A 12,905-nucleotide genomic window follows, 5' to 3' on the forward strand; every position below is an offset into this window, starting at 1 on the left:
AAGGGCCTGTCCGGCCTCGGGTCGGGCGCGCTCTTGCTTCTCTTTCTCTTTCGGCCTGGAAAAGAGTAGACTGAGAATAAACACCTGTGTCACGGGGGGAGCGGGCCGAAGTGGGTAAAGAGAGTGGTCAAAGCCTGTTGTTCACCGTCAACATCTATGCGTTTGCCCTCAACTTTCAGTCCTCCGCGCTGTTGACCATTGCGGTGCCGGCCCTGTTGATTCGATTGTCCCCGGCCCAACACACCGCCGCCTTGGCGCAGTTGGCCACCTTGAGCGCCTTGGTCGCCATGATTATCCCGCCTGTGGTGGGGTTTTCGGCTGATCGGGGGATGCTGGGCGGCCGCCACGGTAGCATCCGCATTGGCGGCGCGCTGAACGCGCTGGGGCTTGTCGGCATGTACCTGGCGCAAGACTACACCTGGTTTGTCGTCTGTTGTCTGGTGACGATGCTCGGTCACAGCATGGCCACGGTGGCCTACCAGGCGCTTTGGTCGGAGGTGGTGCCGCCATCTCTGCGCGGCGTCGCGTCCGGCTATAACGGGGCTGCGATTTTGCTGGGCACGATTTTCGGGCTGGTGACGGCCGCTTGGTCACCCAAGGTTTCGCTCTTACCGATGGCTGGCGTAATTTGTGCCGGATTTCTTATCACCACCGTCTGTCTGCCGCGTTCTAAGTCCACACCTCGCTCCTCGGTTGCCCAACGGCTCGGACGGCGAGGAAATTTTGTCCGCGTTTTCTTGGCTCAGACGCTGATTTCGTTTGGTATGACCTTGTTGATGACGTTTGTCCTGTACTTTTTTCACGACGTGCTGCGGATTTCCAATCCGTCTCAGGACACAGCCTTCGTCGCTGGGCTGTCGCTTATCGGTTCGGTGGGGGCCAGCATTTTCCTTGGACGTTTCGCGCATGCAGGGAGACGTCGTCGCCTGACCGCTGTCTCCATTCTGCCGATGGCGGTAGCTGCGGGCGGCTTCGCCTTTTTACAGTCCGAACAGTGGATCTTGGGCTTTGCGCTGTTGTTTGGTCTCGGCTATGGGGGGTTCTTGGCCACCAGTTGGGCGCTGACGGTCGATGTTCTACCCGACATGGAGCACGCCGGCCGAGACCTCGGGATTTGGGGGGTGGCCTCGGCCATTCCCACAGTGCTCGCGCCGATGGTGGGCGGGGTGATTCTCACGACGGCCGCCACGCCAGCGTCCGGTTACCGGAACTTGTTTCTCTTGGCGGCTGCCTCCTTTCTAGCTGGTGCCTGGGTGGTCTGGTCCATTCGCGCGCAGGCGGTTTCGCGAGCCGAGACGAATGCCGTGTCCCAACGTTTACCATCCCCTTGGTGGGGGGCGCCGCTGCGCGTATTCGTTTCCGCCTTGGTTGCTGGCTACGTACGTCTCGCCTATCGGGTTCGCTTTTTCGACCGCATCCCGAAGATGAGTGGCCCCACGCTGGTGATTTCGAATCATCAACACGATTTAGAAGGCATGGTCATCCCGGCTTGGCTCACGCTCCGTACGGGGTGGCGCCATCCGATTCACTATGTGGCCAGTCAGCGTTTGTTTGAACCAGGGTTTCTCGCGTTTCGCGGTCCAAACTGGCTGCGCCCTTTATTGTACCGGCTGAACCTGCATCGTCTATTTCCAATACTTGGTTTGGTGCCGATTGAAAACCAGCCGTTGGCGCGGCCCATCCACAGCTACGCGTACGAAGCCCGTACCCTGCTGGGTGACGTTCCGCTATCGCAGGTGTTTACCGACGCGTGGCTTGCGCGCCTCAACCTGCCCGGGCATGTACGGTTGTCCGCTTTGTGGGGGCGGCGATGGGCTGAGCGTGGCCAAATACGGGCGCCCATGACCTGTTTGGTCCCGGAGGTACGCAAACAACTGCGTGTAGGGCAGCGCGCCCGCATCGAACGGCAGCTGGCCGAGATCCGCATGGTGTTCGAGTCTGGACGGACCCTTTACCTGACGCCCGAAGGGCGGTATTCTCAGGACGGAAAAATGACGCGTTTTCGTCAGTCGTACAATGAACTGGCCCCGTGGGCGAGGGCGCTCTACGCCTTTGCTCTGAGTTACGATCCGTACCTAAACCGGAGACTGACGCTCTATATTCGCATCGTTTCCATCCCAGCCCACCTGCGGACGGATGTGGACGCCGTCAACGCCCTCTTGGCGGCAGCGCGCCCGGTCACCGTCAGTCAACTGATTTGTACGTGGTTGTCGAAGTTGCCGAGCGGGACGGTGTTTGCGCTGGAAGAGGCTTGCGCGGGTTTCCGCCAGGTCCTCTGTGCCTTGCCGCCCGGCGCGCAGTTGGTGCCGGAGGTGGCGGATGAGGGGCAGCTAGGCCCACATCTCGTGCCGGAAGCGGTCGAGAAGACGCATCTGACGGAGGCGACCGCGCGCGTGTTGAGGGGGATGATCCGCCAAGGAAGCCTGGAACGGTTTGGGGCAGGCGGATTCCGTTTGCAGACGTGCCACCGGCACGAGAAGTTTCCGGACGTCGAAGACATGATTCACTTTCAGGCGACCGTCTTATCGGAAACGTGTGAGGCGTTGGTGTACATACAGGAGGAGCACCTCGGTTCGCATTCGGTGGCGGCTACCGACGGGGGTGTACGGGTGGGCACCGGGGCTCGTGGTACGCCAGCCAATCCAGAGGGGACTGCGGCGCCGGGAGCGGACTCGTTATAAGAACAGTCCGGAAAGGGGCCCCTTTCCGGACACGCACTATCCATTGGAGGAGAGACCACGTTGACCGATTTACAAAATCAGTTTACCCAGCTTATCCAGCAGCTGCCCAAGTCCGTTCCATTCGTTGCCCCGGAGGCGTTGGAACGTCAGACCGGGGTGTCAGTTCGCCTACGACTGGGTGCCAACGAGAGCTCGTTTGGCCCGTCACCCAAAGCGTTGGCGGCCATGGAGGCGCATCTGGCAGAGCAGGCCTGGTATGGCGATCCGGAAAATTACGACTTGCGCCAGGCGCTGGCGGACCGGCACCAGGTGCCGTTTGAATCCATCGCCGTGGGCTGCGGGATTGACGACCTGCTCGGTCTGGTCGTGCGCCTGTTCGTTGAACCGGGCGACGTTATTGTCACGTCAGCCGGGGCGTATCCGACCTTTAACTATCACGTCACGGGCCATGGCGGTCGTCTTCACTTTGTTCCGTACACGGCCGACTTCAAAAACGATTTGCCCGCGCTCGCCCAGGCGGCGCGGGAGGTCATGGCAAAACTCGTGTACCTCGCCAATCCCGACAACCCGACCGGATCGTACTACGAGGGCAGCGAGGTGGCGGCGTTTCTCGCGCAACTGCCCGAGTCTTGCCTCGTGATTCTCGATGAGGCGTACATCGAATTTGCGCCGTCGGACTCGGCTTTGCCGTTGTCCCTGGATGACCCGCGGGTGATTCGGATGCGGACGTTCTCCAAGGCGTATGGAATGGCGGGGGCGCGCATTGGCTATCTCATCGCCGCACCCGACGTCGTGGCCGCGATGGATAAGGTCAGGCTGCACTTTGGTGTCGCCCGCCTGGCCCAGGTGGGGGCGCTGGCGGCCCTTGGCGACGGTGAATTTCTCTCTTACGTAATTGCCGAGACCGACCGCGGTCGTCGCGAGTATGCGGAATTAGCCGCCCGCTTGGGATATCGAGCACTCCCATCACGCACGAATTTTGTCGCCATTGATGTGGGCAGTGAAGCGATGGCCCGGCAGTTGGTCGACCGTCTGTTCGCCCAGGGCGTGTTTATCCGCATGCCAGGGGTAGCACCGCTCAGTCGCTGCATCCGGGTGACGGTTGGGACGCCCGCGCAGCGAGATGAATTCGCTCGGGTTTTCCCAGAGGTTGTCGAGGAAATCCTCCAGAGAGGAGGGGTATGATGCGGATTGCCCTGTGTCAGATGCAGGTGTGGCAAGGGGAGCGAGAACGGAATTGGCAAACCGCCGAAGAGATGCTGGCCAAAGCTCGCGAGGGCGGCGCGGATGTGGCTGTGCTGCCCGAGATGTGGACCAGTGGCTACGACTTTGGGCGCCTTGAGGAACACGCGGAGACGCTCACCGGTCCTACCCGGGCGCGTATGGCCGAGGCGGCGCGACGGCTGGGTTTGTGGGTGGTGGCCGGATCATGGCCTGTGCGTGGTCCGGAGGGGGTGGCCAACACCTCCTGCACGTTTGCGCCGAACGGCCAGTTGGTGCATGTGTACCGCAAAGTCCACTTGATTGGCTTGATGGCCGAAGACCGGTACCTGGTTCCCGGCCAAGCGGCCAATACCTTTACGCTGGCCGGCAACGAGGCCGCGGTGATGATTTGTTACGACCTGCGTTTTCCGGAATTGGCTCGCCGGTTCGCCCTGTCCGGGGCGAAGGTGATCTTCATCCCAGCGGAGTGGCCTGTACAGCGGGCCGCGCATTGGCGTGCGCTGTGCACGGCCCGGGCGATTGAAGACCAGGCTTACGTCGTGGCGGTCAACATGTCCGGGTGGAATGACCAGGACCGATTTGCGGGCGGATCGCTTGTCGTAGACCCGTGGGGAGAAATGGTGGTCGAAGGCGGAGAAGAGCCGGGTATTCTCTATGCGGACATTGACCTCACCAAGGTGGAGGAGGTGCGCAGCGCGATGTCGGTGCTGCGCGACGCGCGGCCAGACGTCTACCAAGCGAAAGTGAATCGTACGTGAATTACGACTTCATGTCAGTTTCCGGTTTTTAGGCTATCCCGTACTTGTCACCACCATACCTGAGTGGTAGGATCAGTTGCGGCAGCAGGTAGCTACCATACATCGCGCGGCTGAGATGGCGCGCTTTGCTGTGTTTGAGAGGTCGTCCGGACACGCATTTTAGCATGTATGGCCAGTTGAATTATTCCTCACGCTACGTAAAGCGATTGAGCGATTCCGAGATGAGGAGATGGACGTATGGCGAATGGGACATCAGCCGACACGCACAATCCGTGGCGGGAGTTTCTAGGTCCCAATCTCGGGTACATCAACGAATTGTACGAACGCTACCGGGAAGACCCGCAATCGGTAGACGAGTCTGTGCGTCGCTTGTTCGATGAGTTTGGCGCGCCGCCGAGCGACGAGGCAGGGACCGTCACTGGGATGGTCAGCGGAGCGACGGCAACGGCTGGCCATGACCTGGAGAAGGTGTTGGCTGCCGCCGAACTGGTCTGCAACATCCGTACATATGGACACTTGGCAGCCCGCATTGACCCGATTGACGATTCCAATCGGGATACACATTATTTGGAACCGTCCACCTACGGTTTGACGGACGCAGACCTGGAAAAGATTCCGGCGCGTCTGATTTGGCCGCAGGCACCATCCGATGTCCGCGACGGACGCGCGGCCATTGCCCGTCTGCGGGAAATCTATACACGGTCGCTCGCGTATGAGTTTGAGCACGTGCACGTGGCTGAGGAGCGCATCTGGTTGAACCAGATAGTCGAATCGGGGGCGCTGAAGCGGCCGCTCACAGCCGAACAGAAACGAGCCTTGCTGGAGCGCCTGTCGGAAGTGGAAGGCTTCGAACGCTTTTTGCACCGTACGTTTATCGGCCAAAAGCGTTTCTCCATTGAAGGCGTCGACATTCTGGTGCCGATGCTCGATCACCTCATCCGTTGCGCGGTGGAAGCGGGAGCCCGCGACGTGATGATTGGAATGGCGCACCGCGGCCGCTTGAACGTGTTGGCCCACGTCTTGGGCAAACCCTACGGAGTCATTTTCACCGAATTTCACGCTGCACCGAACAAGGAACTGGTGCCCTCCGAAGGTTCGATGGGCATTAACTACGGTTGGACGGGGGACGTCAAGTACCACCTGGGTATGGCCCGTTCGCTCACCGAGGGCAAGGAGGTCCAGGTCCGCCTGACCCTGGCGAACAACCCCAGCCACCTGGAAGTGGTCAACCCCGTCGTGGAAGGCTTTACAAGGGCCGCACAGGAGGACCGTACGGGTGGCGGAGCACCGAAACAGGACCCGAAGCGGGCGTTTGCCGTCTTGGTTCACGGCGATGCGGCGTTTCCGGGCGAAGGCGTGGTCGCCGAGACGTTGAACCTCTCGCGTTTGGCCGGGTATCAGACCGGTGGCACGATTCACATCATCACGAACAACAAGGTTGGGTTCACCACCGAGAGTTTCGACGACCGCTCAACCCGCTACGCCAGCGATTTGGCGAAGGGCTATGAAATCCCCATTGTCCATGTAAACGCGGATGATCCGGAAGCCTGTCTGGCCGCGATTTCCTTGGCGTGTCAGTACCGTTCTCGCTTCCACCGCGACTTTTTGATTGACCTGATTGGGTATCGTCGTTGGGGCCACAACGAAATGGACGATCCGGCCGTAACACAGCCGTTGATGTACGCCAAGATTAACGCACACAAAACGGTCCGGGCCCTGTATGCGGATGCACTCATCGCTGAGGGAGTCGTCCGGCCGGAAGACGTTCAAAATATGGAGAAATCCGTGGGGCAGCGCCTCCAGGAGGAATATCAGCGCGTGACGGCCGGCGAGGTCGATCCGCCGAAATCCCCGCTGTCGGATGCAGGGCGACCGGATCGGGTTCAGACGGCGGTGGCGGTCGAGCGACTCCGTGCCATTAACCAAGCCCTGTTGACGTGGCCGGAAGGATTTACCGTCTACCCGAAGCTGGCGCGCATTCTCAAGCGGCGTGAAGGGAGCCTGGAGGGAGATGGACGCGTCGACTGGCCGTTGGCGGAGGCGCTGGCGTTTGCGACCATTCTGGAAGACGGAACGCCTGTGCGTATCACGGGCCAGGATACGGAACGCGGTACGTTTGCCCAGCGTCACCTAGTCCTGCACGATCCGAATACGGGGCGCACCTGGTCGCCACTGCAGGCGCTTCCGCAGGCGAAGGCGACGTTCGCGATTCATAACAGCCCGCTCACGGAGACGGCGGTGCTCGGATTCGAGTACGGGTACAACGTGTTTGCGCCGGAGACGCTGGTCCTCTGGGAAGCCCAGTACGGTGATTTCGCCAACGTGGCGCAGCCGATGTTTGACCAATTCATCGCCGCCGGTCGGGCGAAATGGGGGCAGAACTCAGGCCTTGTGATGCTGCTCCCGCATGGATATGAAGGTCAAGGGCCGGAACACTCCAGCGCGCGTCTGGAGCGTTACCTGCAACTGGCCGCCGAAGACAACTGGGTGGTCGCATATCTGACGAGCGCAGCGCAGTATTTCCACTTGCTGCGGCGGCAAGCGGCACGCCTGGGCACGCCGCACATGCGGCCATTGGTCCTGATGGCGCCCAAGAGTCTCTTGCGCAACCCGCGTACGGCGTCGCCGTGGCAGGAGTTTTGCGAAGGTGAGTTTCGGCCGATTGTGGAACAGTCGGGTCTCGGTCAGAATCCGGACAAGGTCAAACGGCTCATTCTGTGTACTGGGAAAATGGCGATTGACCTTGAGACGGCGCTCGAATCCGCTTCGGAGCCGCTGGAACACATCCACATTGTGCGCGTGGAGCAGCTGTACCCGTACCCGCAGGAGGCAATCGAGGCGGTGGTCAGCCGTTTCAGCAACTTGGAAGAAGTGGTCTGGGTGCAGGAAGAACCGAAGAACATGGGCGCGTGGAATTACATGGAGCCGCGCATTCACGCATCGGTGGCGGATCATATCGCGGTTCGGTATATCGGTCGGCGCAGGCGTTCGAGCCCGGCGGAAGGCGAGCCGGATGTGCACAACCTGGAGCAGGCGCGCATTGTCTCGGAGGCGTTGCAGCTCAATGAATCCAAGACAGCCGTGAAGTAGGAGGGCAAACCCGTGAGCGAGATCAAAGTCCCGGAGTTGGCGGAATCGATTGTTGAAGGAACCATAGCCTCGTGGTTGAAACAGGTCGGCGATACGGTCAGCGCCGGCGAAGCGGTGGCTGAGCTGGAGACGGACAAGGTGAACGTCGAGATCATCTCGAATGAAGCTGGGGTCTTACAGCAGATCTTAAAGCAGGAAGGGGAGACGGTGCAGGTCGGCGAAACCATCGCGATTGTCGGCGAGGGCGCGGCCACGGGATCGGCGACCACGGCTGCGGCGCCGAGCGAGGCGGCTCCCGCTGCTCCTCAACCGGCCCCACAGACTGCCGCAGCCAACGCGGAGCAAAATCCCGGACAAGAGGGACCGCGTTACCAGCCCCCGCTAGGTCCGTCTGCGCCCGTGGCGGCTGATGCGGGACAAGCCTTGGCGACGCCGGCTGCCCGTCGTCTCGCAAAGGAACGCGGCATCGATCTGACAGCCGTTCCTAGCCGCGATCCAGCTGGTCGTATCACGGCAGGCGACGTGGCGGCTGCGGGTCAAGAGGGCCCGGCGCCCGCTCCGGCAGGACGCCCGAGCGCGCCTGCGGCAGCTCCTGCGCCTGCAGCAGCGTCCGCGTCCACGACAGCGGCTGAGGATAAGCGCGTCGAGCGAGTCCCGATGTCGCGCCGGCGGCAAACGATTGCCAAGCGCTTGGTCGAGGTGCAGCACACAGCCGCGATGCTGACCACGTTCAACGAGGTCGATATGACGGCCGTCATGGACGTGCGCAAGCGTCGTAAGGAGACCTTCAAGGAACAGCATGGTGTTGGCCTTGGCTTCATGTCGTTCTTTACCAAGGCGGTGGTTGGGGCGCTCAAGGCGTTCCCGCTCCTCAACGCGGAGATCCAGGGTACGGACCTGCTGGTGAAGCACTACTACGATATCGGTGTGGCCGTATCGACCGAGGGAGGCTTGGTTGTCCCGGTCGTGCGGGATGCCGATAGGCTCACGTTTGCGGAGATTGAACGGGAGATTGCCCGCCTGGCCAAAAAGGCCCGCGAGAACAAGTTGAGCCTGCAGGACCTGCAGGGGGGGACGTTCACCATTACCAACGGTGGGGTGTTTGGCTCCTTGTTCTCCACACCGATTTTGAACGGACCCCAGGTAGGTATCCTTGGAATGCATGGCATCAAGGAACGGCCGGTGGCCGTCAACGGCCAAGTCGAAATCCGTCCGATGATGTATCTGGCGCTGTCCTATGACCACCGGATTGTCGATGGTGCCGAGGCGGTCCAGTTCCTCGGTCTCATCAAACAGATGATTGAGGACCCAGAAACACTGCTTCTGGAAGGTTGAACGGAAAATTGCGCATAAACCCCGGTAGGCGAGTGTCCTGCCGGGGTTCTTAGTATAGGACGCCTTTTGCGAACGTATTTTGTAGACGAACGCCTTGTGTAAAGGTGAGTGATGCTGAGTATGAGGCCGGTGGTCCTCCTGCACGGACTCCTCAACTGGCATCCTTATGGCCTGCACTTCGTACGGACACTCGCGCAAGCGCTGCCTGAACGGTGTATTTTGCTCGTCTACACGGACGAATGCACGCGGACTTGGCGCTGGAGGGCGGCAGGTCGAAATGTCCTCGGCTGTGGGCGGAATTGGCCGTATTTCCCCGGACGCCATTCGGCCTTTGTGCAGGCTGCACGCGTCCGGCAGAAATTGAACCTTATCCAGCAGCAGCTGGGGTTGGAGAACCCCATCGACATCATTGGCCACAGCATGGGGGGACTCATCGGGCGCCTCGTCGCCGGCTCCGAACCGGGCCGGGTCCGCCACCTCGTAACCATCGCCACGCCGCATCACGGGACGCCGTTGGCGGACGAGTACCTCGTCTTGGCGCGTGGGCTTGGCTTTGGCGCGGCGGTCGCTGAGCTTACACCGGATGCGATGGCCCAGTTCAACCGCGAACATCCGTTGGATGGATTGGATTTGGCGCACCAAGGCCAGGTGTTCACGCTGCGCGGCTCGTGCGACGGAGGCCTTCAGAACTGGGGCACCCTGGGTGAGGTATGGGCGGGATTTCACGTGCTTCGACGGCGGCACAAAATTCCAAGCGACGGCTTAGTGCCGCATACATCTGCCGTGATACTCGGCGCCCGGCACCTGGGCGACTTTCCGTACGACCACCGTCAATTGGTTCGCAATTCCCGGGTTGCCTCATGTATCGCCCAGATTCTCCGCTCCGATTCGTAGTGATGCCAACACGTCAAACGTTATCGGGTAACCCAAGCGATGGTCGGTGTGGCGGAGCTGTCGATGAACGCAATACCATTTCCGAATGCAAGATAATTTTCGTCGGGTGTTTGCGTACCCCTTCGATTCGTTCCAGCAGGAGTTGCAAACCGAGAGATCCGAAGTTATACGTGGGTTGTATCGCTGCCGTGAGTTTTGAATCGACGGATGCCAGTTCGTCGGTATTGCCGAAGCTAACCATGCTCATGTCTTCCGGTACGCGAATCCCAAGCCGGGACAATGCATGGGTAATCCGGGCATACTGGAAGAGATTTGCGACAAACAAGGCGGTGGGCGAGTTCGGCATGGAAACGAGCGCTTCGATGAAGTTTGTGTTCATGTCCCGCGTCATGGGCGCTTCGTGTACCAATGCATCGTCAAACGGGATTCCGTGGTCTGCTAATGCCTCCTGATAGCCCATCAAGCGTTCTCGGCTGGCACTGTTGTGGAGAGGTCCAACCACGGCGGCAATGCGTCGGTGACCGAGTTGGATAAGGTGCTCGACGAGTCGCTTGGAACCCTGTTGGATATCACCCTTAACGATGTCCATTTCAATTCCGTCCACATCTCGATCGATGAGTACAAAGGGAACCCGATACTCGATGAGGTATTCCAGATTTGTCAGCGACTGATCGCCCACTGGAACGATTAATACCCCAGCTACCTGGTAATCCAAACACATCTGGATGTACTCCCGCTCCTTATCGAAGCTTTCGTCTGTGTTTGCGAGCAAAATCCGGTATCCTCGCTTATGGGCGACATCCTCCGCACCACGAGCCACAAACGTAAAGAACGGGTTGGTAATGTCCGGTACGATGAGCATGACGGTTTTGGTCGCAACCGGGCTCGGGTTGTGTTGATTGCGGTGTACATAGTTGAGTCTTTGCGCGGCTTCCATCACGCGTTGGCGTGTGGATTGTTTCACATATCCGCTGCGGTTCATGACCCTCGACACAGTCATCACGGATACACCCGCGAGTCGCGCCACGTCCGTCATGGTAGCCATGAGATTCACTCCATATCTCAAATTTAATGTGTTAATTATAACATGTTGACGAGTTCACTGCAGAATAACTAAAATGGGAAACGATAAAACTTTTCATGATGCGCCGACAAAACGACGCTTGTTTTTCTGAGAGGGGATGATTGATAGGACAACAGGAGTGTTGCGATGAACGTTTGTCTCATATGTTAATTAACAGTTAAATTGCACCGTGTGACCTTCATGCATAGGTAGGTATCATACCAAATCTGGGCAGGTGAAATGAAGTGCACGTAAGCGCGGGGTATTCTATGAAACAACAGGGTGAGACAAAGGCGAGTCTGGGCTATGTAATTGTCATCGTTGCGATTGCTTCATTAGGTGGACTTTTGTTTGGCTATGATACGGGTGTGATCGCCGGGGCTAACGGATTCTTACAGTCGGAATTTCACATGACGGCCGCCATGACAGGACTAGTGTCCAGCAGTATTGACCTAGGTGCCATGCTCGGCGTGCTCATTGCCGGCTACCTTGGCGACAAACTGGGTCGAAAGAAAGCGCTTGTCATTGCGGGTGTAACCTTCCTCATTTCCAGTGTCGTGACGGCGTTGGCACAAGGTGTTTCGATGCTTGTAGTCGGAAGATTCATCGGGGGCATTGGCATTGGTCTCGCGTCTTTGTTGTCACCGCTTTATATCGCTGAGATGGCGCCAGCAAAAATTCGCGGTCGGCTAGTCGGTTCCAATCAGTTGGCGATTGTCACCGGGATTTTCATTGTGTACTTTGTAAACGCTGCCATTGTGAGTTCACATGCTACTGCGTGGAATCAGTCGGTAGGCTGGCGGTGGATGTTTGGCATGGGTGTGATACCTGCGCTTCTGCTGCTCATCCTGTTGTTTCTCGTGCCGGAAAGCCCCCGTTACTTGATCGCCCACGGTGCCGAGCCCAAGGCGGTGGAAATCATGCGACGGATCCATGACTCTCAGGATGTGGAGCGCGAACTTCGGGAAATTCATGAATCCATCCGCGCAGTACCGGATTCATTTTGGAAGGAAATCTTTAGCCCGGGGATTCGCAAGGCCATCCTCATCGGTATCGTGCTCGCCATTTTTCAACAGTTTACCGGGACCAATGCGGTGGGCTACTATGCCCCAATGATCTTTAAGGCCGCCGGCGCCGGGCAAAATGCTTCGTTTTACGACACCGTGTGGATTGGTGCCATCAAAGTGGCCTTTGTCATTGTCTTGATGATGATTGTCGATCGCGTTGGCCGTAAGCGGTTGCTCGTGTGGAACGGATGGGCGATGGCGGTCTTCCTCGCGGTGTTGGGCATCGTGTTCGCGCTGCCGCATATGGTCACGTGGCTGGTACTAGGTATGGTGTTTTTACACACCATCGCTTATGAGTTGTCGTGGGGTGGTGGGGTTTGGATTGTGTTATCCGAAATCTATCCGACCACCATCCGCGGGCGCGCTATGTCGGTCGCTTCGTTTGCGCTCTGGTTTGCCACGTACCTAGTGGCCCAATTCTTCCCCATCCTGCTGCAGGCCATTGGCGCCACCTGGACCTTCTTCATCTTTGCCTTCTGCTGTATCGTCATGGCGGCCTTCATGAAGGTAGTCGTACCGGAAACGAGTGGGAAGACCATGGAACGAATTCAGTCGGAATGGTTGCAAGATGGGCAGGATGCGTTACCTTCGCACAATGTTTGATTGGATACGGGTCGACACAGACAGAGAACCAAACGAAATAACGAAAGAACGCCCTAGGCTCGTCCCTTGGGCGTTTATTTATTCTACTCGCAGGATAAACGCCTTGTGTTATATAATAGTAAAATATAGAAACCAAAACCAATATACAACTGTTCGTCGCAGGCAACTGGGACTGTCTTGTACCGTTTGT

The 12,905-nt window shown here is 58.8% G+C and carries 8 protein-coding genes; 7 read left to right on the forward strand and 1 reads right to left on the reverse strand.

Going from position 1 to position 12,905, the window contains the following annotated elements; genetic code table 11:
* The first annotated feature begins 110 nt into the window (after positions 1 to 110).
* From H522_RS0100555 to H522_RS0100580, 6 genes are all read left to right on the forward strand, one after another.
* Positions 111 to 2,681: an MFS transporter gene (locus H522_RS0100555; protein ID WP_026960809.1), complete on the forward strand. Its 2,571-nt coding sequence runs from the start codon at positions 111 to 113 to the stop codon at positions 2,679 to 2,681.
* A gap of 60 nt (positions 2,682 to 2,741) precedes the next feature.
* The gene (gene hisC / locus H522_RS0100560; protein ID WP_026960810.1) at positions 2,742 to 3,866 is read left to right on the forward strand and encodes a histidinol-phosphate transaminase; all 1,125 of its coding nucleotides are present in this window, start codon (positions 2,742 to 2,744) and stop codon (positions 3,864 to 3,866) included.
* Positions 3,866 to 4,663, forward strand: coding sequence for a carbon-nitrogen family hydrolase (locus H522_RS0100565; protein ID WP_026960811.1), 798 nt, complete (start codon positions 3,866 to 3,868; stop codon positions 4,661 to 4,663). Before hisC ends, H522_RS0100565 begins: the two co-directional genes overlap by 1 nt.
* 237 nt (positions 4,664 to 4,900) lie before the next feature.
* Complete coding sequence (locus H522_RS0100570; protein WP_026960812.1) at positions 4,901 to 7,753, forward strand: 2-oxoglutarate dehydrogenase E1 component; 2,853 nt, start codon at positions 4,901 to 4,903, stop codon at positions 7,751 to 7,753.
* 12 nt (positions 7,754 to 7,765) lie between these two features.
* On the forward strand, positions 7,766 to 9,088 hold the full coding sequence (gene odhB / locus H522_RS0100575) for a 2-oxoglutarate dehydrogenase complex dihydrolipoyllysine-residue succinyltransferase (RefSeq protein WP_026960813.1): 1,323 nt from the start codon (positions 7,766 to 7,768) through the stop codon (positions 9,086 to 9,088).
* 120 nt (positions 9,089 to 9,208) lie between these two features.
* On the forward strand, positions 9,209 to 9,982 hold the full coding sequence (locus H522_RS0100580; RefSeq protein WP_026960814.1) for a lipase family alpha/beta hydrolase: 774 nt from the start codon (positions 9,209 to 9,211) through the stop codon (positions 9,980 to 9,982).
* A 13-nt stretch (positions 9,983 to 9,995) separates the two neighbouring features.
* Here H522_RS0100580 and H522_RS0100585 read toward each other — a convergent pair whose 3' ends face one another.
* A complete protein-coding gene (locus tag H522_RS0100585; RefSeq protein WP_026960815.1) occupies positions 9,996 to 11,027 on the reverse strand; it encodes a LacI family DNA-binding transcriptional regulator in 1,032 nt (343 codons plus the stop codon).
* 287 nt (positions 11,028 to 11,314) lie between these two features.
* Here H522_RS0100585 and H522_RS0100590 point away from each other — a divergent pair, with 287 nt between their 5' ends.
* Positions 11,315 to 12,715, forward strand: a complete 1,401-nt coding sequence (locus H522_RS0100590) for a sugar porter family MFS transporter (protein WP_035451942.1) — start codon at positions 11,315 to 11,317, stop codon at positions 12,713 to 12,715.
* Positions 12,716 to 12,905: the final 190 nt, after the last annotated feature.

Origin of the sequence: Alicyclobacillus herbarius DSM 13609, assembly GCF_000430585.1 — a bacterium.
In the GTDB taxonomy this organism is placed as follows: Bacteria; Bacillota; Bacilli; order Alicyclobacillales; family Alicyclobacillaceae; genus Alicyclobacillus_G; species Alicyclobacillus_G herbarius.

Bases quoted from the DNA above. Each gene is read 5' to 3' on its own strand.
- H522_RS0100565 (WP_026960811.1), top strand. From the start codon at position 3,866: ATGCGGATTGCCCTGTGTCAGATGCAGGTGTGGCAAGGGGAGCGAGAA.
- H522_RS0100570 (WP_026960812.1), top strand. From the start codon at position 4,901: ATGGCGAATGGGACATCAGCCGACACGCACAATCCGTGGCGGGAGTTT.
- H522_RS0100580 (WP_026960814.1), top strand. From the start codon at position 9,209: ATGAGGCCGGTGGTCCTCCTGCACGGACTCCTCAACTGGCATCCTTAT.
- H522_RS0100585 (WP_026960815.1), bottom strand. From the start codon at position 11,027: ATGGCTACCATGACGGACGTGGCGCGACTCGCGGGTGTATCCGTGATG.
- H522_RS0100590 (WP_035451942.1), top strand. From the start codon at position 11,315: ATGAAACAACAGGGTGAGACAAAGGCGAGTCTGGGCTATGTAATTGTC.